The organism is Paraburkholderia sediminicola (genome assembly GCF_046027355.1).
Taxonomy (GTDB): domain Bacteria; phylum Pseudomonadota; class Gammaproteobacteria; order Burkholderiales; family Burkholderiaceae; genus Paraburkholderia; species Paraburkholderia sediminicola_B.
Window position 1 is genome coordinate 571668 of record NZ_JAQQEK010000001.1, and the last position, 19363, is coordinate 591030.

At 63.7% G+C, this 19363-nt stretch carries 21 protein-coding genes; 9 read left to right on the plus strand and 12 right to left on the minus strand.

The annotated features are described in order from the left end of the window. Positions 1–78: 78 nt before the first annotated feature. On the minus strand, positions 79–1233 hold the full coding sequence (locus PQR42_RS02630) for a porin (RefSeq protein ID WP_408211082.1): 1155 nt from the start codon (positions 1231–1233) through the stop codon (positions 79–81). 295 nt (positions 1234–1528) lie between these two features. On the opposite strand from PQR42_RS02630, the gene PQR42_RS02635 reads away from it, so the two are divergent. Next, positions 1529–2335, plus strand: a complete 807-nt coding sequence (locus PQR42_RS02635) for a MetQ/NlpA family ABC transporter substrate-binding protein (protein ID WP_408211079.1) — start codon at positions 1529–1531, stop codon at positions 2333–2335. A 126-nt stretch (positions 2336–2461) separates the two neighbouring features. Here the strand turns inward: PQR42_RS02635 and PQR42_RS02640 are convergent, their stop codons facing one another. The 3 genes from PQR42_RS02640 to PQR42_RS02650 all read right to left on the minus strand — a co-directional run bounded on the left by PQR42_RS02640 (position 2462) and on the right by PQR42_RS02650 (position 5221). Continuing rightward, positions 2462–3577, minus strand: coding sequence for a succinylglutamate desuccinylase/aspartoacylase family protein (locus PQR42_RS02640; RefSeq protein WP_408211076.1), 1116 nt, complete (start codon positions 3575–3577; stop codon positions 2462–2464). Between the two features lie 247 nt (positions 3578–3824). Next, positions 3825–4607 (minus strand): ABC transporter substrate-binding protein, encoded by a 783-nt coding sequence (locus PQR42_RS02645; RefSeq protein ID WP_408211073.1) that lies wholly within the window; start codon positions 4605–4607, stop codon positions 3825–3827. 371 nt (positions 4608–4978) lie between these two features. Next, the gene (locus tag PQR42_RS02650; RefSeq protein ID WP_408387553.1) at positions 4979–5221 is read right to left on the minus strand and encodes a hypothetical protein; all 243 of its coding nucleotides are present in this window, start codon (positions 5219–5221) and stop codon (positions 4979–4981) included. Positions 5222–5701: 480 nt separating this feature from the next. Here PQR42_RS02650 and PQR42_RS02655 point away from each other — a divergent pair, with 480 nt between their 5' ends. The 5 genes from PQR42_RS02655 to PQR42_RS02675 all read left to right on the plus strand — a co-directional run bounded on the left by PQR42_RS02655 (position 5702) and on the right by PQR42_RS02675 (position 10181). Further along, a complete protein-coding gene (locus tag PQR42_RS02655) occupies positions 5702–6850 on the plus strand; it encodes an extracellular solute-binding protein (RefSeq protein ID WP_408387554.1) in 1149 nt (382 codons plus the stop codon). Next, positions 6850–8664, plus strand: coding sequence for a diguanylate cyclase domain-containing protein (locus PQR42_RS02660; protein WP_408211067.1), 1815 nt, complete (start codon positions 6850–6852; stop codon positions 8662–8664). Before PQR42_RS02655 ends, PQR42_RS02660 begins: the two co-directional genes overlap by 1 nt. A gap of 350 nt (positions 8665–9014) precedes the next feature. After that, positions 9015–9323 (plus strand): hypothetical protein, encoded by a 309-nt coding sequence (locus tag PQR42_RS02665; RefSeq protein WP_408211064.1) that lies wholly within the window; start codon positions 9015–9017, stop codon positions 9321–9323. 11 nt (positions 9324–9334) lie between these two features. Beyond that, positions 9335–9688 carry a hypothetical protein gene (locus tag PQR42_RS02670; RefSeq protein ID WP_408211062.1) on the plus strand — a complete coding sequence of 118 codons (354 nt, stop codon included), beginning with the start codon at positions 9335–9337 and terminating at the stop codon, positions 9686–9688. Between the two features lie 46 nt (positions 9689–9734). Next, positions 9735–10181: a lytic transglycosylase domain-containing protein gene (locus PQR42_RS02675; RefSeq protein WP_408211060.1), complete on the plus strand. Its 447-nt coding sequence runs from the start codon at positions 9735–9737 to the stop codon at positions 10179–10181. 61 nt (positions 10182–10242) lie between these two features. On the opposite strand, the gene PQR42_RS02680 is transcribed toward PQR42_RS02675, so the two are convergent. The 7 genes from PQR42_RS02680 to phnG form a co-directional block, all read right to left on the minus strand. Then, positions 10243–11376, minus strand: coding sequence for an alpha-D-ribose 1-methylphosphonate 5-triphosphate diphosphatase (locus tag PQR42_RS02680; RefSeq protein WP_408387555.1), 1134 nt, complete (start codon positions 11374–11376; stop codon positions 10243–10245). A 94-nt stretch (positions 11377–11470) separates the two neighbouring features. Continuing rightward, entirely contained in the window at positions 11471–12235 is a 765-nt protein-coding gene (gene phnL, locus PQR42_RS02685) for a phosphonate C-P lyase system protein PhnL (RefSeq protein ID WP_408387556.1), read from the minus strand. A gap of 8 nt (positions 12236–12243) precedes the next feature. Beyond that, positions 12244–13014, minus strand: a complete 771-nt coding sequence (phnK, locus tag PQR42_RS02690) for a phosphonate C-P lyase system protein PhnK (protein WP_408387557.1) — start codon at positions 13012–13014, stop codon at positions 12244–12246. After that, positions 13011–13943: an alpha-D-ribose 1-methylphosphonate 5-phosphate C-P-lyase PhnJ gene (locus tag PQR42_RS02695; RefSeq protein ID WP_408387558.1), complete on the minus strand. Its 933-nt coding sequence runs from the start codon at positions 13941–13943 to the stop codon at positions 13011–13013. Before PQR42_RS02695 ends, phnK begins: the two co-directional genes overlap by 4 nt. Next, the gene (locus PQR42_RS02700) at positions 13940–15070 is read right to left on the minus strand and encodes a carbon-phosphorus lyase complex subunit (protein ID WP_408387559.1); all 1131 of its coding nucleotides are present in this window, start codon (positions 15068–15070) and stop codon (positions 13940–13942) included. Before PQR42_RS02700 ends, PQR42_RS02695 begins: the two co-directional genes overlap by 4 nt. Continuing rightward, complete coding sequence (gene phnH / locus PQR42_RS02705; protein WP_408387560.1) at positions 15070–15681, minus strand: phosphonate C-P lyase system protein PhnH; 612 nt, start codon at positions 15679–15681, stop codon at positions 15070–15072. The genes PQR42_RS02700 and phnH overlap by 1 nt, the downstream gene beginning before the upstream one ends. Next, positions 15681–16178 carry a phosphonate C-P lyase system protein PhnG gene (phnG, locus tag PQR42_RS02710; RefSeq protein WP_408387561.1) on the minus strand — a complete coding sequence of 166 codons (498 nt, stop codon included), beginning with the start codon at positions 16176–16178 and terminating at the stop codon, positions 15681–15683. Before phnG ends, phnH begins: the two co-directional genes overlap by 1 nt. Positions 16179–16358: 180 nt before the next feature. Here phnG and phnF point away from each other — a divergent pair, with 180 nt between their 5' ends. Genes phnF through phnN form a run of 3 tightly spaced genes read left to right on the plus strand, consistent with a single transcriptional unit; the run spans position 16359 to position 18393 of the window. Continuing rightward, on the plus strand, positions 16359–17117 hold the full coding sequence (phnF, locus tag PQR42_RS02715; protein WP_106304879.1) for a phosphonate metabolism transcriptional regulator PhnF: 759 nt from the start codon (positions 16359–16361) through the stop codon (positions 17115–17117). After that, complete coding sequence (locus PQR42_RS02720) at positions 17114–17836, plus strand: DUF1045 domain-containing protein (protein WP_408211039.1); 723 nt, start codon at positions 17114–17116, stop codon at positions 17834–17836. Before phnF ends, PQR42_RS02720 begins: the two co-directional genes overlap by 4 nt. Before the next feature lie 2 nt (positions 17837–17838). Next, positions 17839–18393 (plus strand): phosphonate metabolism protein/1,5-bisphosphokinase (PRPP-forming) PhnN, encoded by a 555-nt coding sequence (phnN, locus tag PQR42_RS02725; RefSeq protein WP_408211037.1) that lies wholly within the window; start codon positions 17839–17841, stop codon positions 18391–18393. A 6-nt stretch (positions 18394–18399) separates the two neighbouring features. On the opposite strand, the gene PQR42_RS02730 is transcribed toward phnN, so the two are convergent. Beyond that, entirely contained in the window at positions 18400–19308 is a 909-nt protein-coding gene (locus tag PQR42_RS02730) for a LysR family transcriptional regulator (RefSeq protein ID WP_408211034.1), read from the minus strand. Positions 19309–19363: the final 55 nt, after the last annotated feature.

Consider the following 19363-nt stretch of genomic DNA (forward strand, 5'->3'; position numbering starts at 1 on the left):
AGAAAAACGCCCCGCAGGGCGTTTTTCAAGAACCTCGGTCCAGCAGGAAACTCGCGTTCCCCCCTAACAGAGACTCGCTTAGAACTTGTGACGGATACCGACGCGGAATGCCAACTGGTTGTCCGAACCCGTGCCCGACGTGTTGAAGTAGCTCGTGCTCGAACCGATCTGCGCCTGCACATCGCCCGTTGCCGCGTTGTGGCCCGAAGCGATCTGGTAGATACCCAGTGCATACACGTCCGTACGCTTGCTCAGCGCATAGTCGACGCTCAGGTCCGCCTGGTTCCAGTGGCCCGTGTTCGCGTTGCTCAGGTGCATGTACGTGTAGCCCGCGCCTGCCGTGAGAGCCGGCGTGAACGCGTACTTCGCGCCTGCTTCATAGGCGGCGAACGTCGTCGAACCACCCGTGAGCGGCTCGAAGCGCGTGTTCGTGTACAACGCCCACAGCGTTGCTGCGCCGATCGAGTAACGGCCGCCGACGCCGAACGTGCGCAGATCGCGCACCGTGCCGGTCGTCACGTTGGCCATCGCCGTCGAGAAGGCCGGCGTTGCCTGACCCGGGAAGCGGATGTCCGTGTAAGCCGCGCCGACGCCGAACGGGCCGTTTGCGTAGTTCACGCCGAAGCTATAAGCACGCGACGAACCGGCGGTCGTGCCGACCGTCGGCGAGCCTGCAAATGCGCCAGCCTGGTTCGAGAAGCCGTACATCGCGCCGAAGGTCAGGCCCGCGAAATTCGCGCTGCTGAACTTGACTGCGTTGTTGATACGGCTCGACGTCAACTGGTCGACGTCGTTGATGTGGTAAGCGTAGTTACCCGCGACGGTCTGGCCGCCGGTCGAGTAGTTGCCGCCCAGATAGTCCGTCGAAAACGAGTACTGGCGACCGAACGTCAGGGAGCCGATACCGTCCTTCGACAGACCGACATAAGCTTGACGGCCGAACAGTGCGCCGCCCTGGCCGAGCGTGCCGTTGCCGCTGTTAAAGCCGCTTTCCAGCACGAACAGCGCCTTCAGGCCGCCACCCAGATCTTCCGTGCCGCGCAGGCCCCAACGGCTGCCTTGGGCAACGCCGTCGTCGTACTTGAAGAGGTTGTCGTGACCCGTTGCGGTTTTCGAGTTGTTCACGTAGCTGATACCGGCATCGATCAAGCCATACAGCGTGACGCTGCTTTGCGCGTGGGCGGCGGTGGCGAAGACGGCGAGAGTAGCGGCGGTCAATACTTTCTTGTTCAAGACTTTCTCCGATTAAAAATTAAGCGATCGCCACGCCGAACTCTTCGGTAAGGTCGTGCGATGGCCCGCAATTTAAGGGAACGCAGAGTAAGGTATGTGACAGCATGGGTTATTTTTGAAATCTGTCGCGCCTACGCGACACTCACATAGCGCCGCCAGCGCAAATCGCGCAGGGCGCGCGCATATAAGCTTTTTCCGGATCGTGCATATAAGCGTGTGAAAAACGATTGGTTTCGGGCGCCGCGGCCGCATGCGACGATGCGCGCCTATCAACAAATCGCCCGTGGGGAAACGCATGCAACGCCGGACAATCATCCAGAATCTGCTCGCTATCGCCGCCGTCTCGCTGACGGCCACGTTCGCGCACGCGGACGACAAACAACTCAAGATCGGCACGATGAGCGGCCCGGACGCGCAAATCTGGACGGTCGTGACGAAAGTGGCGGCGAAGGAAGGTCTGAATGTCAAGGTCATCGAATTCAACGATTACATTCAGCCGAACGCGGCGCTCGATGCGGGCGACCTCGACGCCAACGGTTTTCAGCACCAGCCGTTTCTCGACAGCCAGATCAAGCAGCGCGGCTACAAGATCGTCAACGTCGGCCTGACCTACGTGTCGCCCATGGGCTTCTATTCGAAGAAACTCAAGTCGCTCAAGGACTTGCCGGAAGGCGCGAAGGTCGGCATCCAGAACGATCCGTCGAACGGCAATCGCGCGCTGCTGCTTCTGCAGAAGTACGGCGTGATCAAGTTGAAGCCGGGCGTCGGCACGAACGGGGTGAACGCGACGCCGCTCGACGTCGCGGAGAATCCGAAGAAGATCAAGCTGGTCGAACTCGACGCCGCGCAGTTGCCGCGCGCGCTCGGCGATCTCGACGCGGCGTCGATCAATACCGACTACGCGGTCAAGGCCGGCCTGCAGCCAACCAAGGACGCAATCGCGATCGAGGACCTCAAGGGCCCGTACGCGAATCTGATCGCGGTGCGCGAGCAGGACCGCAATCAGCCGTGGGTGAAGAAGCTGGTGGCGGCGTACGAGTCGGACGAAGTGCGCAAGTACATCGATACGCAATTCAAAGGCGCGATCATTCCGGCCTTCTGATCAGCGTTTCAACACACGACGCGTTAACGCAAATCGCCCGCTGAAATAGCGGGCGATTTGCCTTTCGGTTCAAGCCTTTACGGTGGCGCTGCGCGATTGCGCGGCGCAACTCGCGGTTCACAAGCCTTAATTGCTCAACAACGAGCCACTGCGAAACGCCTTCGCGCCGGCGATACGCGCGAACTCCAGGCCGGCCGTCGCAAAGCGCGTCAGATGCCGTGCGTACAGCACGCCGGCCACGCTGCTCTTCAGCGTGACGACTTGCTCCGTGAGCGGATCGACGATATCGGCGATCTCATGACCGACGTCGACCCAGGTGCCCACTTCGCAGCGATACACCAGCACGCCGCTCATCGGCGCGACGATCGGCTCGGCGCCGGCCAGCGGCGTGGCGGCGAATTCAAGCGGCGGCAGCGGGGCGGCCGTGCCGTCGATCACGCCACGCGAGGTCAGATATTCGATGATCGCCTGGGCATCATGCTCGGCGTACTCGTACGACACTTCGCGCTGGCCGCGCAGTTCGATCGTCACCGAGATCGAGCCGTTCGGAATCGGGAAGCGGTCGCCGTAGCGGCCACGCAGATCCGACCAGCAGAAGCTGTGGATTTCGTCGAACGGATTGCCCACCGAATTGAGCGCGAGCAGCGAGGCCTTGGCGTCCAGGTAGCAGGCGAGCGGCTCGACTTCCGGCCACAGATCCGGGTTCGTGTAGAGGTGCATCGCGGCTTCCCAGTCGCAGTGCAGATCGAGCACGACGTCGGCGTCGTACGAGAGCTTTTGCAGCGCGAGGCGCTGCGATTCGAGTTCGGTCGCCGGCTTCTGTGCGTCGAGCGCCTCGCGCATGGCCGTACGGATGGCGGTGCGGTTGGCGTCGACGTTGTCGGTCAGGCGCGACTCGATCACCGGCTGCACCAGCGCCGACAGATCGTGGAAATTGCGGTTGAAGTTCTGCGCGGTGTTGGTTTCGAAGCGCCCCGTCAGATGGCCGAGAAAGTGCTGATTCAGCCCGATCGGATTGGCCACCGGCACGATCACGACTTCGCCGCGCATCTTGCCGGCCGCTTCCAGCGCGGCCAGCTTGCGGCGCAGCGCCCACGACACCAGCATGCCCGGCAACTCGTCGGCATGCAGCGACGACTGGATGTAGATCTTCTGTCCGCCGCCGGGACCATAGTGGAAACTCGTGAGGTTACGGGCGGTGCCGAGCGTCGGGGCAATCAGCGGATGGGTTTGGGTTTGCATAGTTTTCAAATCCGCGGCCAGGTGGGGCGTGCCGCGCTATCTCGTTGATAACAGTGGGGAAACTTGCTTGACGGCCGGTCAGTCTCGGGCCGGCGGGCGGCGCCTTCTGGGCGCCTCGATCGCACGATCTTAGCCGATATGACGCAGTGTGTGGTTTTATGCGGCGCCGCAAATGAAACGGGCTCCGCATGTGGCGGAGCCCGTTTCTGCCAACCGGCAAGCGCGTCGTCAGACGCGCATGGCCAACTTAGCTGCCGTACACGTCGAAGTCGAAGTACTTCTTCTCGAGCTTCTTGTACGTACCGTCCTTGATGATGTCGGCGATTGCCTTGTCGACCTTCGCCTTCAGATCGGTGTCTTCCTTGCGCATGCCGATGCCTGCGCCGTTGCCGAGGATCTTCGGATCGTCGAGGTCCTTGCCGACGAAGTCGAAGCCGGCGCCGCGCGGCGTCTTCAGGAAGCCGATTTCAGCTTGCACCGCGTCTTGCAGCGCTGCGTCCAGACGGCCCGACAGCAAGTCGGCATAGACCTGGTCCTGGTTCTGATACGGCACGACCTTCGCGCCCTTCGCTTCCCAGTACGTCTTCGCGTAGGTTTCCTGGATCGTGCCTTGTTCCACGCCAACCGTCTTGCCCTTGAGCGAGTCGGCCGTCGGCAGGATGCCCGAACCCTTCTTCGCCACGAGGCGCGTCGGCGTGTTGAACAGCTTGTTCGAGAAGGCGATCTGCTCGGCGCGTTGCGGCGTCATGGACATCGACGACAGCACGCCGTCGAACTTCTTCGCCTTCAGGGCCGGGATCATGCCGTCGAAGTCGTTTTCGACCCACACGCACTTGGCCTTCAGGCGCGCGCAGATTTCATTGCCGAGGTCGATGTCGAAGCCAACGAGCTTGCCGTCCGAGCCCTTCGACTCAAACGGAGGATAGCTGGCGTCAACGCCGAAACGGATGGTCGACCAATCTTTAGCGTGTGCGCCAATCGAGACGGTAGCAAGCAGAGCAACCGTCAAAGCCGCTAGCAGTTTTTTCACTGTTTTACTCCTCGGTGTAGTTCAAATTCGCCCGCATGCGATTGTGCCGCTGCGGGGCACCCGGCGCGACTCACGACCGGGCTTGGGTTGAAGCTGCCGGCCGGGGCGGCCAGCAGCGCGCGCCAAGCTTATCAGTTCAAAAAGATTGGGTAGCTAGTGAAACACCGGATGGCGCATGAGGATAGCTTTTAAAGCCCGAATGTGGTGGAGATTCAAAAGTGGCCGTGATGCGTATTGGATGGAATGCCCGCTCGCCTCACGCATGTAATCGCGTAGTAATGAAGTTGGCTAATTGCGTCCGTATTGCGGTGGTCGGCCGAATGACGCGCGATTCAAGCCGCCCTGGCGCGAGCGGACTAAAAACCGGCCATCTACTCCTTACCCAGCGAATCCGCGCGCCCGGCGCCGACCTCGCCGCACCACAGTTCGCCTTTGTCCATCATCTGCGCGTCTTGCGCGGACATGCCCGCGCAGGTGCCGCGCATGTCCTGCGTCTCGCGCTCAGTGCGCGCGAGCGCGGCCCGGTTCATTTCGCCCTGAAGCCAACCGCCGAAGCACGCAATCGATCCGGCCGCGACGGCCACCCACATCCACTCTGTTTTGCTCAAGCGCATTGTCTGTTTCTTGTCCGACTCTTCGACTGCCCGGAAGACAGGCCGCGCGGCATCCGGCGACGCTGCCGTCGACCGCCGGCGGCGGACTGGGCAAGAGAGTTTATCGGCATCGGCGTGGGGGTTCTTTAGAAGCGGCGCTCGCGACTTCCGAATGGCGATATTAAGCGCGGACTGTCGCGCGCTATTACAGTGCTTGCGCGCGTTTCAATCGACCAGCGGCGAGTTAAAGTTTCCGCATAAGGTGCCGTTAAATGCAGATGAGCGGGTTTGCTGCATCACGTCCGACCGGATATTTTTTCGACTCTGGCTAAGCCAAAAACCAAAAATGGTTTCCTTAGCGCTATCATCGATGCTCCTCGCGCTCCGCTACGTGCAGCATCGAGCGTATCTGTCTGAAGAAAGTCACCGAGCACCCCGTCCGCGGATCGAGTCCGCGTGTTTGCGCTCGTCGGAAAGGCCTTCTGCTAAACGGTGTTGGTTATGCACATGATGTTGACGGCAGATGAAAAGCGCTTTTGTAAACGATTCTTCCATTCACGAATCGCTGCCGCCCTGGCGCGCGCACGTTTGTCGTGTCGCGGCGTTTGTCCGGGATTTTTAACATTCCTGATCGGTGCGGTTATCTGCCTGGGCGTTTTTTCGGCGTCGCCGGTTAAAGCCGATGAAAAGATTCTGCGCGTGCTGGCATGGCCCGGTTACGCGGACGCCGACGTCGTCAAGAATTTCGAGGCGCGCTATAAAGCCAAAGTGGAAGTGACGCTGGTCGATTCCGACGAGGCGCTGTGGGCCCAGATGCACGCCAAAAACGCGCCGCCTTTCGACGTGCTCGCCGCCAATACCGCGGAAATCCAGCGCTACACGCAGGCGAATCTGCTGGCGCCGCTCGATCTTGCCAGCTTGCCGAACACCAAAAAACAGTTGCCGCGCTTTCAGGCGCTCGCATCGATCGGCGGCCTCACGTCGGGCGGCAAGGCATACGCCATTCCGTTCACGTATTCGTCAATGGGGCTGATCTACGACCGCAAGCAGGTCGCGGTGGCGCCGCGCTCCATGCGCGAATTGTGGAATCCGCGCTACCGCGGCAAGGTGCTCGACTTCAACAGCGCGCAGCACAATTTCTCGTTCACGGCGCTGGCGCTGGGCTACCCCCATCCTTTTCAACTCGATGCCGGGGAGATGCGCGCGATTGCGCACAAGCTCGTCGATCTGCGCCGCAATCTGTTGACCTATTACACCTTGCCCGAGGAGGCGACCGCGTTTTTCATTCAGCATAAGGTCGCGCTGATGTTCGGCAACTACGGCACCCAGCAGGTCGAATTGCTGCGCCGCGCGGGCGCCGACGTCGGCTACGTGATTCCCGACGAAGGTGCGCTCGCGTGGCTGGATTGCTGGTCGATGACGCGCGCGGCGGCCGATCAGCCGCTGGCGCTCGCGTGGATCAACTACATGCTCGAACCGGGCGTCAGCGCGTTGCTGACGCAACGCCAGGGACTCGCCAACACATTGACGGCGCCTGCGGAAAACAGCGATAACGCGCGCATCGTGTGGATCGGCCCGGTCGAGGATATTCAGCGGCGCGAGGACCTGTGGGCCCGAATCGTGTCCGGGGACCGGTCGGAGCGTTTTTGATGATACGCCCGGGGCTGACCTTCAAACTATCCGTGCTGCTTGCGTGCATCGGCGTGCTCGCGTCCGGCGCGACCGGCTATTACGCGTATCGCGCCAACCGCACGATGCTCGTGAACGAAGCCGAGCGCAGCCTGCTCATGTCGACGGAATTGCTCGGCCAGCGCTTTTCCACCTCGATCGACGATGTCGCCGCCGACGCGCTCGTGCTCGCGAGCATGCCGTCCACGGCGGAGGTCGCGCAGACCGACGACGGTGTCGGCCCGAACGTGGCGCGCGAACGGCTGGCGCAGGTTTATTCCAGTTTCATGGTGCATCACCCCGAGTACCTGCAAGTCCGTCTGATCACGCGTCAGCACTATGGACTCGAACTGGTTCGCTTCGACCGCGACGCGGACGGCCTCGTGCGCGTCGAAGGGAACAAGTTGCAGGAGAAAGGCCAGTTCGCGTACGTGTTCGACACGCTGGCGTTTTCGCCGGGCCGCATCTATACCTCGCCGATCTCCGTCAACCACGAGTACGGCACGCATGCCGCGCAAGGCAAGCCGACCTTGCGGCTTGGCACGCCGGTGTCGAACGCCAATGGCGCGGTGGTGGGTGTGATCGTGATCGACATCGATCTGGCGGGTTTGTTCAAGCGCCTGCAAAGCGATTTGCCGAGCGACTATCAGGTCTATCTGGCTAACGAGTGGGGCGATTTCCTCGTCAATCCAGATGCGTCGAAAACCTTCGGCTTCGATCGCGGCCGGCGCGTGCTGATGCAGGACAGTTTCTCCGTCACCAAGCCGCTTTTCGAACAGACGCAAAGCGAGGTGCTGGTCAACGGCCTTGGGCGGCCACGGCAGGCCGCCGGCCAGGTGCTCGCTTTCGTGCGCAGGCCGTTCGGCGATCTGGAGGGCAACCGCTTCATCGTGCTCGGTCTCGCCAAGCCGCTCGAAGACGTCTTGTCCGGCGCGAATCTGCTCGGCAACCGAATCGTGCGCATGGTGCTGATTTTCAGCGTGTTGGCGCTGTTTCTCGCCGTTCTGTTTGCGCGCGCGCTGACCAAGCCGCTGCATATTCTCGCGTACGCGGCGACGCATCTGTTCGCCGAGCACGCCATGGAAACGCTGCCGCTCAAACGGACCGACGAGATCGGCGTGCTGGCGCGCTGCTTCGACCGGCTGCGCCGCGAAATCAAATCGCAGATGGATGTGCTGCACACCAAGCAGCGCGAGCTCGTGCATCTCGCCACGCACGACGTGTTGACCGGACTGCCGAACCGCGTGCTGTTCATGGAGAAACTCGAAAGCGCAATCGACGAAGCGACGCGCCGCGAGGAAGGGCTGGCCGTGCTGTTCGTCGACCTGGACCGCTTCAAGCAGATCAACGATCAGTTCGGCCATGCCGTCGGCGACAAGGTGCTCGTGGCGGTAGCGCGCCGCTTGAAGCAGGTGCTCTGTTCCGCGGATGTGGTGGCGCGTCTGGGCGGCGACGAGTTCATCGTGTTGATCGAGGGACCGCGCTCGGCGGAGGCGGCGCCCGCGATTGCCTCGCGGATCATGGCGACGTTGAACGAAGAACTGCGGGTGGACGGGCAGGGCATGACGGTAGGCGCGAGCATCGGCATCAGCCAGTTTCCCGACGACAGCGGCACGGCCGAGGAGCTGCTGCTCAACGCAGACGCCGCGATGTACGCGGCCAAATCCGGCGGACGCTGCGCCTATATGAGCTATCACGATGTGCTCGAAATGCGCCGCCGCGAACAATTCGAGCAGGTGCACGCGCAGGCGGGCGTTGGCGCAACGGAAGGGCGCGAGGCCGAGCCGCTGGCTTGAGGCGCTGGATGCACCGGATGCGCCTGATCGCTTGTTGCTGCATGTCCGGCTTTGCCGGTGGCTTTCTGGATGCTTGCGAATCGCTTTCTGATTGCGCCGCCTGCTTCTCTCTTCGCCTCAAAACCGCGAGGCAACTTTGCCTCGATCCCCGCTTCGCCGAGCGTCGAAGCAATCGTTTGCGCCGATCTTGAGGCAAGTCTTTTTGATTTTCGGCGAAGCGTTTCCGCCGTATCAACTTTGCCTCGAGCCTGCCGAAAACTCCGATATAGCAACGGATTTGACGGGAGACTTCCGTGAAGCGACAGATAGGGTTATTGGCTGCCGTTTTCGCGTTCGCCGGGTGCGCCCAGATGCCTCCGCCGACTGCGGCCCATACGGACAAGGCGCCGAACGAGGTGATCAGTTTCGACATTCCGCCCGATGCACTCGGCGCGCGCGATCCGCAACTCACCGCCGTGCTCGCCAAGGCGGGCGCGCTGGCCGCCGCGCAGCCGCAGTCCACGGTCGTGCTCGTGACCGCGCTGGGACAGGACTTTGCTTACCTGAATCAGGCGGTGTGGAAGGGCGTGCCCGCGCAGCGCACGGCGCGCGTGAACTTCGAGAACCGCACCGCCGGAGTGGGGCAGCCGTATAGCGTGTCCATCAGGACGGTTCAATGAAGGAGGGCACCGTGACGGTTCGTATCATTCTGCTGGCGTTGGCCGGGCTCCTGAGCGCCCCGGCCTTCGCCGGTCAGCCGGGCGCGGACCTGCAATCCGCCGGCGCGTTTCCCGCCACATTTCCTGCCGCGGCGGACAAGGTCTATCCGCCGTTGCCATCGCTCGCGATGCTCCCGCCGCCAGCCGCGGGCGACGACGACTTGCCGCTCAAGCCCGCTACGCATAGAAAGAAGCCGCATGTGGCGGTGCAGGCGCAGGAGCGCAGAAGTCCGCCGGGCCCGGTCGTGCGCATCGTCGTGTCCGACGCCTCGCATGCCTATCTCGACTCCGTGCAACGACAGATCGATCAGGCGTTGGCCAAATAAACCGACGCTCGCCACTCTTTATCACTAACTAGCGGAAGGATGCGTCATGTCCTTGAAGATCTTCCTTATTGCGCTCGCCTGCCTGTCGGTGTGCGGCGTCGCGCAAGCAGCCGACGACTGCTTCAACGAAGCCGCGGCGTATCAGGGCGTCAACCCGTGGGTGCTGCGAGCGCTTGCGTGGTACGAATCGAAGGGTGACGCGAGCGCGATACGCCAGAACGCAAATGGCTCGGTCGACGTGGGTCAGTTGCAGATCAACTCGATTCACTTCGACGACCTCGCGCGCGAAGGCGTGCCGCATCGCGCGCTGATCGATCCGTGCGTGAACGTGTACGTGGCCGCCTGGCTGCTGAAACAGAAGATGGTCAAGCACGGCAATACGTGGCGCGCGATCGGCGCGTACCACTCGGAAACGCCAAAGCAGCGCGATGCCTATGCGCGTGGGATTCAGAAAGTGCTGGTGGCGTGGGGGCAGTTGCCGACCACGCGTTGAACCTGCTCGCCGTGCGCGCAACGTGCGCCCGGCGAGCAATAAAAGCCCTATAAAAAAGCCTTCAAACGATCCGTGCCCCGCCGCGATACGTCGCGCGCGGCACCGGCAACTTATCGAGCATCGTCACGCGCACGAAGTCCGCGCGCAAACCCGCTTCGATCGAACCGCGGTCGTGCAAACCGGCGGTGCGAGCCGGTTCGGCGGAGACCGTCGCCATCGCGCGCGGCAAGGTCCAGCCGGCTTTGTCGACCAGTTCGAACACGGCGGTCATCAGGCTCGAAGGCACGTAATCCGACGACAGGATATCGAGCAAGCCGGCTCGCGCCAGTTCGAGCGCCGACACGTTGCCCGAATGCGAGCCGCCGCGCACGATGTTCGGCGCGCCCATGATGGTCGAAATGCCATGCTCGCGCGCGGCCTCGGCGGCGATGCGGGTGGTCGGGAATTCGGCGAGCACGATGCCTTCCTGCTTGGCCTGCTCGACGTGTTCGATCAGCGTGTCGTCGTGGCTCGCCACCGGAATGCCGAGCCGGTTGCAGCGCGCGACGATCTCGCGGCGGTGCGCATCGGCGTAACGCGCCTGTTCGACCGACAGTTCGGCCAGCGCGGTCGCGACATGTTCGTCGCTCAGCTTGCCGTTGCGCTCCTGGAAGCGGCGCCATTGCTCACGGTCGTGCCACTGACGCTGACCCGGCGTGTGATCCATCACCGAGGCGAGCCGCAGCAACGGATGCGCGCACAGCGAGTCGAACACTTCCACGACGTCTGCGGTGGCGATTTCGCAGCGCAGATGCAGGAAGTGTTCGGCGCGCAGCAGCTTGCGCTCGGAAAACCGTGTGAGCGATGCGGCGCATTGCGTCTGCAGATCGCGGCCCCGCAGGCCCACGTTCGTGCGCGAGCCGATAGCGAGCGCATCGAACACGGTGGTGATGCCGGCCGCGGCCACTTGCGCGTCGTGGATCACGAAGGCGGCGTCGGTATTCCATTGCACGCCCGGACGCGGCGCGAGATGCTTCTCGAGATTGTCCGTGTGCAGTTCGATCAGGCCGGGCAACAGATAGTCGCCCTCCCAATCTTCGGCTTCACGCGCCGAGGTCGTGCCGCGCTCGACGTCGCGAATCACGCCGTCTTCGACGCGTAGCACGCCGGTGAATACTTCGTCTCGCGTCACGATGCGAGCGTTCCTGATCAACATCGACTTGCTCCGTAGTCAGTCAGACTTGAGTGTGGCTGTGTGGGTGTTTCCGCATTGACGCCGCATGCGTCAGTGTAGTGCTGTTTCGTATTGGTTAGTGACGCAGCGGCGGCTGCAGTTCCAGGCGGCGCGTGGCCACCTTGTTGCGCGTATCTTCGTCGTGAAAGATGCCGACGATCGCCGCACCGCGCTCACGCGCCTCGACGATCAGATCGGCGACCACGTCGCGGTTTTCCGCGTCGAGCGAGGCCGTCGGTTCATCGAGCAGCAGCAGCGGGTGCTCCGCGATCAAACCGCGCGCGATATTCACGCGCTGCTGTTCGCCGCCGGAGAACGTGGCGGGCGCGAGCGACCACAGCCGTTCCGGCACATTCAATCTGGCCAGCAGTGCGGCGGCGCGCGAGCGCGCTTCGTCTTCAGGGACGCCGCGCGAGAGCAGCGGTTCGGCGACGAGCGTGAGCGTCGGCACGCGCGGAATCACGCGCAAGAACTGGCTCACATAACCGACCACGCCACGGCGCAGGCGCAACACGTCGTGCGGTTCGGCGCCGGTAATCGACACGGGCTGGCCGTCATTCGCCGCATCGCGAATCGCAATCGAGCCGCTGCTCGCCAGGTAATTGCCGTACAGGCAGCGCAGCAGCGTGCTCTTGCCCGCGCCCGACGGCCCGATCAGCACCACGCACTCGCCGCGCTCCACATCGAGCGAGACGCCTGCCAGCGCTTCGATCTGCACGCCACCTTGGCCATGCAACGTAAACGTCTTGCCGATGCCGACCGCGCGCAACATCAGCGCCGCGTTGTCGACGAACGCGCGCTCGCCGGCGCGCGCTTCACTGCTTGTTTCAATGGATCGCATTGTGAGCCTCAAACCGGCAGAACCGAGGAAACCAGCGTTTGCGTGTACGGGTGCTGCGGATCGTCGAGCACCTGATCGGTCAAACCCGCCTCGACGACTTCGCCGCCCTGCATGACCATCAAGCGATGCGCGAGCAAACGCGCGACGCCGATATCGTGCGTGACGATCAGCACCGACAGATGCAGCGTGGACGTCAGCGTGCGCAGCAGATCGAGCAGACGCGCCTGCACCGACACGTCGAGACCGGCGGTGGGTTCGTCCATGAAGACGAGCCGCGGACTGGTGACGAGATTGCGTGCGATCTGCAAGCGCTGCTGCATGCCGCCTGAAAACGCCGCCGGGAATTCGTCGATGCGCGAGGCGTCGAGTTCCACGCGCTCCATCCACTGCGTGGCCGCGTAACGGATATCGCCATAGTGACGCGCGCCGACGGCCATCAACGGCTCGCCGATATTCGCGCCGGCCGAGACGCCGCTGCGCAGTCCGTCGCGCGGATTCTGCTGGACGAAGCCCCACTCGGTGCGCATCAACAAACGGCGGCGCGGTTCGGACAACGCGAGCAGATCGAGCTGGTCGCCGTGCGTCGCCGTGTAGCGAAGCGAGCCGCTGTCGGCCGCGTTTTTCAGCGCGAGCGTGTTGAGAAGCGTGGTCTTGCCCGAACCGGATTCACCGACGATGCACAACACCTCGCCCGGATACAGATCGAAGCTGACGTTCCTGCAGCCGTTGCGGCCGCCGTATTGTTTGGTGAGCGAACGTGCGCTCAGAAGCGGCGTCATGCGGGCTCTCCTTTGCGTGCTTCGCGCGCCGGCAGATCGAGATCCGCGTCGCCGCGGCGTTCGTGGCAGTAGTCGCTATCGGAGCAGACGAACATGCGTTTGCCGGCGTCGTCCACGATCATTTCGTCGAGAAAGCTCTCCGTCGATCCGCACAGCGCGCACGCGTGCTGCCACTTCTGCACTTCGAACGGATGATCGTCGAAGTCGAGGCTGCGCACCGGCGTGTACGGTGGAATCGCGTGAATGCGCCGTTCGCGGCCGGCACCGAACAATTGCAGCGCGGGGTTCATATGCATCTTCGGGTTGTCGAACTTCGGAATCGGCGAGGGCGAAGCCAGGTAGCGGTGGTTGACGATCACCGGGTAGTCATACGTCGTCGCGATGCTGCCGTGATGCACGATATCTTCGTAGAGCTTCACGCTGATCAGGCCGTAATCGGCGAGCGCATGCAGCTTCTTGCATTCGGCGACACGTGGTTCGAGTCGAAAGAGCGGCTCGGGCATCGGCACCTGATAGACCAGAATCTGCTTGTCGGTGAGCGGCGCTTCGGGAATGCGGTGACGGGTCTGAATGATCGTCGCGTCGACCGTGCGGCGCGTGGTCGCCACGCCGGTGGTGCGCGCGAAGAAGCGGCGGATGTTGACCGCGTTGGTGGTTTCGTCGGAGCCCTGATCGATCACCTTCAGTGTGTCCTGCCTGCCGATGATCGCCGCGGTGACCTGAATGCCGCCGGTGCCCCAGCCGAACGGCAGCGGCATTTCACGCGAGGCGAACGGCACTTGATAACCGGGCACCGCAACGGCCTTGAGCAAGGCGCGGCGCAGCATGCGTTTGGTCTGTTCGTCGAGGTACGCGAAGTTGTAGCCGTCGGCGGCGCTGTCGTATGACGCGATGGGCGCGGTGGCGAGTGATGTGTCGGGCGCGTTCATGCTGCCTGCTCCTGCTGAGCGTTGGGTTGATCCTCACCCTGCAAGGCGTGCTGCGCGCGCAAACGGCGCACGAGTTCCAGTTCCGATTGGAAGTCGACGTAGTGCGGCAGCTTCAGATGCTGCACGAAACCGGACGCTTCGACGTTGTCGCTATGCGAGAGCATGAATTCGATATCCTGCGTCGGCGAGGCAAGCGTTTCGCCGAGTTCTTCGGCGCGCAGCGCGCGGTCGACGAGCGCCATCGCCATTGCCTTGCGTTCCGAGTGGCCGAACGCGAGGCCGTAGCCTTGTGTGAACGTCGGCGGGACATCGCCGCTGCCGGCGAACTGGTTGATCATCTGGCATTCGGTAATGTCGATGTCGCCGATTTCCACCGTTTCGCCCAGCTCGTCGAGTTCCATTTCCACGGCGATGGTGCCGAAGCGGATCTCGCCCGCGAACGGATGCGAGTGCGCGTAGCCACGCTGCGTCGCGTAACCCATCGCAAGCAGAAAGCCTTCGTCGCCGCGCGCGAGATTTTGCAGGCGCGTGGCGCGGCTCGCGGGAAAGGCGAGCGGCTCACGCGACAAGTCGCCGGGTTCCGGCGCATTCGGCGTGGGACGTTCCTGTTCGATCAGCCCTTCTTTGTCGAGCAGGCTGACGACGCGCGGCATCGCTTCTGATTCAGGCGCGGTGGTTTGACTCGAAGACGACGAAGTTACGCTAGCCGCCGCATCGCCCTCGGCGAGCAACGCGAAATCCAGCAGACGTTGCGTGTAATCGTAAGTCGCGCCCAGCAACTGCCCGCCGGGCACGTCCTTGAAGGTCGCCGAAATGCGGCGCTCCACCTGCATCGCTTCGGTATCGATCGGCTGCGTGTAGCCGAAGCGCGGCAGCGTGGTGCGATACGCACGCAGCAGGAAGATCGCCTCGACCAGATCGCCGGCGGCCTGTTTGATGGCGAGCGCGGCGAGTTCTTCATCGTAGACCGAGCCTTCGGTCATCACGCGCGCCACCGCGAGGCGCAATTGTTCGCGAATCTGCGCGACGCTGAGTTCGGCCAGCCGCGTGTCGCCGCGGCGTGCCTTGTCGAGCAGACGCCACGACGCTTCGATCGCGCGTTCTCCACCCTTGACGGCAACGTACATCAGTTCACCTTCGCTTGAGTTGTGCGCGGCAGGCCGATCAGGCGCGCGCCGCAGACGAGATAACAATCGACACCGCAAGGAAAGAGCGGCGCGAGCGCGGCACGTTCGCGCCAGAAATGCCCGGGAAGGCCGACGGGCGCAATCGTCGCGGTGTGCTGGATGCCCGGGCCGCTCAGGACGACCGGCGCGCCACCCGTCAGTGCTTCGACGCGAATCAGCAGCGTGACCGATTGCTCGGGCGATTCCGCCGCGCCAAGCGCGAAGCTTTCCAGCGGCGGCAACGCGCCGGCGTCGTGGATATAGGCGAACGCGGCTTGTCCTGGTTCGTCGACGAGCGGCGCGCCGGTATGAAAGCGCAACGCCGAGCCCAACGCCGTGTCGGGCTGCGCAAGCCACACGGGCGTCGCGTAGTCGCAGAGCGCGAGCAGCGCGGCGAAGGCGGCGAGCTCGGCGCGCGTGGCCCGCACTTCGGGCAGCACGTTCTCGACCACGCCGACCGTGCCTGGCCGCGACAGCGCGTCGAGCAAGGTGCGGAACACCGCTTGGGTGTCGTGCACCGGGTCGGCGAAACCCGGTGTCAAAGTAGACAATGCAATCTGTGAGTTTTCCATCAGTCGCCCCGGACCATCGTGAAGAATTCGACGCGCGTGGCCGCGGCGTCCTGTTGCCGCCCGGCGCGTTTCGCGGCTTGCTGCGCGGCAAACGGCTCGATCAGTTGCTTATGCAAGACGGCGTGATGCTCCGGCATTTGCAGGAGCGCGTCTGCGAGCGCAGCCAATTCGGCGCGGCGGCGGTCGCGGCCCAGATGACATGCCACGCCGACGGCCGCGGAAGCGTCGCTCGATGCACGCAGACGCAAGGTGGCGCGCGTTACCGTGGCTTCGCCGAGATTGAACGGATCGCCGCTGCCGCCGACGCGCCCGCGCACCATCGCGAGGCCGATCTCGGGCGGCCGCAGCCAGTCATACGTCGGCGTGGGGATGTCATGCAGCGCGCGCGCCAACGCGGCTTCGAGATCGGCGCGCGGCGTGCGGGCGAGGACGGCCATCCATGCGCGCCGGACAGCCGATGGCGGAGCGGAGGAAGGCGAGGTGGAAGTGGCACTCATCGAATTTCCTGTTGATCCAGCGAGTAGACATTTGACCATCTATTCATCTAAACGTCTAGACGTTTAGGCGTATGCTTGTCGAGCCGTGTAGCGCATGCAACCATTTCACATTTCCATCACGGCTTGCGCACTACAATGCACGTCATAGCGAATATTTGAACCCAAGGGAATGACAGCACCATGACATCGAACGACAACGCGACGCCGGGCACGATGCTCGAACGCGGCGCGGGCGTTGCCGTGTGGCGGCAGATCGAGCAGATCCTGGCGGCGGAAATCGCCGCCAGCGGTTTCGGCGAAGAAGGGCGCCTGCCGAGCGAGGGCGAACTGGCCAAACGCTTCGACGTGAACCGCCATACCGTGCGCCGGGCCATGCTGGGTCTTGCGGCGCTGGGCCTCGTCAGCGTCGAGCAGGGGCGTGGCACCTTCGTGCAGCCCGGCGCCATCGACTATACGATTGGCCGCCGCACGCGGTTTACAGAAAACTTGCGCCAGCAGCATCACGCGGCGGCGGGCACGATGTTGTCGGCCGCGCGCGTGAAGGCCGAGCCGAGCGTCGCGAAGGCGTTGAGCCTGCGGGCCGGGGCGTCGGTCTATCGGATCGAGTCGCTGCATGAGTCCGACGGCGTGCCGCTCACGTTCGCGCGCAACTGGTATCCCGCGGCGCGTTTCGCGGACCTGCCGGAAGTACTGGAGCGCACCGGCGGCATCACCAAGGCCATGGCGGAATTCGGTGTGAACGACTATCTGCGCAAGTGGAGCCGGATTGGCAGCGTGCTGCCCGAGCCGGAAGTGGCGCGGCGTTTGAATATCAACCGTCAGCAGCCGGTGCTGTGGGTCGAAAACGTCGATGTGGATCTGCAAGGTACGCCGGTCAAATACGGCTTCACGCACTTTGCCGCGGACCGTGTGCAACTGCTGGTGGAGCACGACCTATGAGCGGCGCCATATGGGGTGCCGAAGCTCGTTTCGCTGTGTATTACGCGCCGTCGCCTGAATCGGCGTGGTGGCGGGCCGGGTCGGCGTGGCTCGCGCGCGACGCGGAAAGCGGCGAGCGCTGCGAATCTCCGCAACCTCCCGAGTTGACGCGTCCACTTGCAGAACTCACCGAAGCACCGCGCCGCTACGGTTGGCACGGCACACTGGTCGCGCCGTTTCGACTCGCCGACGGCGTGACGCAGGCACATGTATTGCAAGCCACGCGTGAATGGGCGCGGACGCAAAGCGCATTCGCGTTGCAGGTGGAAGCCGCGACGCTCGGCGATTTCGTTGCATTGCGGCCTGCCGATGCGCAAGGCGAAGCCAGCATCCGCGACTTGGCCACGAGCGCGTTGCAAACGCTCGACGCCTTGCGCGCGCGGCAGTCCGCCGCCGATCTGGCGCGCCGTTTGGCGGCCCCGCTCAGCGAACGGCAACGCGCGTTGCTGATCGAATGGGGTTATCCGTACGTGTTCGACGAATTCCGTTTTCACATGACGCTTTCCAGTTCGCTCGCCGACGCGCAGGAGCGCGCCACGCTGGTCGCATGGTGGCTAGCGCGAACGCCCGCGCTCGGGCCGCTGCTTGTCGATCACGCCGCGCTCTTCGTCGAACCGGCGCCCGGCGAGCCGTTCGTGTTGTGGCAGCGTGTGCCGTTCCGGACCGACGAGGTGAAATAACAATGACAGGTCGTTTGATCTATGTAATGGGGCCGTCCGGCGCGGGCAAGGATTCGTTGCTGGAGTTCGCGCGCAAGCACTTGATGGGCGAGCCGATTCTGTTCGCGCATCGCTACATCACGCGGCCGAGCGGCAATGGCGAGGCACATGTGGCGTTGAGCGTCGAAGAGTTCGCGGCGCGTTCCGTGCTCGGCCTGTTCGCGCTCGAATGGTCGAGCCACTCGTTGCGCTACGGGATCGGTATCGAAATCGACGCGTGGCTTGCACGCGGCTGCACGGTGGTCGTGAACGGCTCGCGTCAGCATTTGCAGCACGTGCTGGCGCGTTATCCGAACACGGAAGTGGTGCACGTGGACGCCGCGCCGCATATTCTCGAAGCCCGGCTCGGCGCGCGGGCGCGCGAGTCGGCGGAACAGGTGGCGGCACGGCTCGCGCGCCGCGCGCCATTCTCGTTGCCGGATGGCGTGCGCTGCACCACGATCGACAATTCAGGCGAGCTGGACGAAGCCGGGTATGCGTTGATTGCGTTCCTGAAGGCGGAAGCCGACGTTCAGTAAGCCGTACTATCCGGCTGCCGCCATGCGTTCCCGCGTGGCGTCCTGCAAGCAGGACACGAACTGCAGCACGGCCGGCGTCGGCAGCAGGCCGCGCCGCGAAATGATGCTGAGATCGTAGTTCGGCAGCGCCTCTTCGATCTGTGCGACGCGGATGCCGAGCGGCGCGACCATCTGCGCGAGCGGCCGCGTGAAGCAGCCGATCACATCGGTTTGCGACACCAGTCCGAGCGTGACCGCGAACGACGACGGCGCGCTCAGCAGACGCTTCGGCACCGGCAAGCCGTGCGCGGCGAACATCGCCATCATCACGCTGTGCGGGAAGTGATCGGCGCCCACGGTCACGATCCACTCAGCGTCGAGCAACTCATGCAGGCGCGTCACGTTGGCAAGCGGATGCCCGGCACGCATGGCAACGACGAACTGCGTCGAGTAGAGCGGCGCTTGCACCAGATCGCTGTCGAGCGCCTGCACGTGATGGATCGCCGCGATATCCAGCGCGCCGTTGCGCAAACGCGCGACGGCGTCCGGGATTGTCACTTCTTCCAGATGCAGATTGACCAGCGGCATCGCGCGGCGAAACTTCGAGACCGCATGCGGCAGCGCCGTGAGCGCGATCGACGGCATGGTGCCCACGCTGACCTTGCCGGCCAGCTCTCCCTTCACCTGTTCGACGGCTTCGACCGTGCGCCGCATATCGCCAAGCAACTGCTCGGCGCGCGGCAGCAACGCAAGCCCGCATGCCGTCAATTCGATGCCGCGCACGCTGCGCACCATCAACTCGGCATTCAGCGCGCTTTCCAACTCGCGGATCGTATGCGTGACGGCCGGTTGCGTCACGCCGAGTTCGCGCGCGGCGGCGCGCAGACTGCGGTGATGGGCGGCGGCGACGAACGCCTGCAACTGCTGCGGTTTCATTGGGGTAATCCCGTATATAACGGTTGTTAATCGGGGTGAAAAAAACAGCATCTTA

Coding starts and splice junctions, on each gene's coding strand:
- PQR42_RS02635 (WP_408211079.1), top strand. CDS start 1,529: ATGCAACGCCGGACAATCATCCAGAATCTGCTCGCTATCGCCGCCGTC.
- PQR42_RS02640 (WP_408211076.1), bottom strand. CDS start 3,577: ATGCAAACCCAAACCCATCCGCTGATTGCCCCGACGCTCGGCACCGCC.
- PQR42_RS02650 (WP_408387553.1), bottom strand. CDS start 5,221: ATGCGCTTGAGCAAAACAGAGTGGATGTGGGTGGCCGTCGCGGCCGGA.
- PQR42_RS02655 (WP_408387554.1), top strand. CDS start 5,702: ATGCACATGATGTTGACGGCAGATGAAAAGCGCTTTTGTAAACGATTC.
- PQR42_RS02660 (WP_408211067.1), top strand. CDS start 6,850: ATGATACGCCCGGGGCTGACCTTCAAACTATCCGTGCTGCTTGCGTGC.
- PQR42_RS02665 (WP_408211064.1), top strand. CDS start 9,015: ATGCCTCCGCCGACTGCGGCCCATACGGACAAGGCGCCGAACGAGGTG.
- PQR42_RS02675 (WP_408211060.1), top strand. CDS start 9,735: ATGTCCTTGAAGATCTTCCTTATTGCGCTCGCCTGCCTGTCGGTGTGC.
- PQR42_RS02680 (WP_408387555.1), bottom strand. CDS start 11,376: ATGTTGATCAGGAACGCTCGCATCGTGACGCGAGACGAAGTATTCACC.
- phnL (WP_408387556.1), bottom strand. CDS start 12,235: ATGCGATCCATTGAAACAAGCAGTGAAGCGCGCGCCGGCGAGCGCGCG.
- phnK (WP_408387557.1), bottom strand. CDS start 13,014: ATGACGCCGCTTCTGAGCGCACGTTCGCTCACCAAACAATACGGCGGC.
- PQR42_RS02695 (WP_408387558.1), bottom strand. CDS start 13,943: ATGAACGCGCCCGACACATCACTCGCCACCGCGCCCATCGCGTCATAC.
- PQR42_RS02700 (WP_408387559.1), bottom strand. CDS start 15,070: ATGTACGTTGCCGTCAAGGGTGGAGAACGCGCGATCGAAGCGTCGTGG.
- phnH (WP_408387560.1), bottom strand. CDS start 15,681: ATGGAAAACTCACAGATTGCATTGTCTACTTTGACACCGGGTTTCGCC.
- phnG (WP_408387561.1), bottom strand. CDS start 16,178: ATGAGTGCCACTTCCACCTCGCCTTCCTCCGCTCCGCCATCGGCTGTC.
- phnF (WP_106304879.1), top strand. CDS start 16,359: ATGACATCGAACGACAACGCGACGCCGGGCACGATGCTCGAACGCGGC.
- PQR42_RS02720 (WP_408211039.1), top strand. CDS start 17,114: ATGAGCGGCGCCATATGGGGTGCCGAAGCTCGTTTCGCTGTGTATTAC.
- phnN (WP_408211037.1), top strand. CDS start 17,839: ATGACAGGTCGTTTGATCTATGTAATGGGGCCGTCCGGCGCGGGCAAG.
- PQR42_RS02730 (WP_408211034.1), bottom strand. CDS start 19,308: ATGAAACCGCAGCAGTTGCAGGCGTTCGTCGCCGCCGCCCATCACCGC.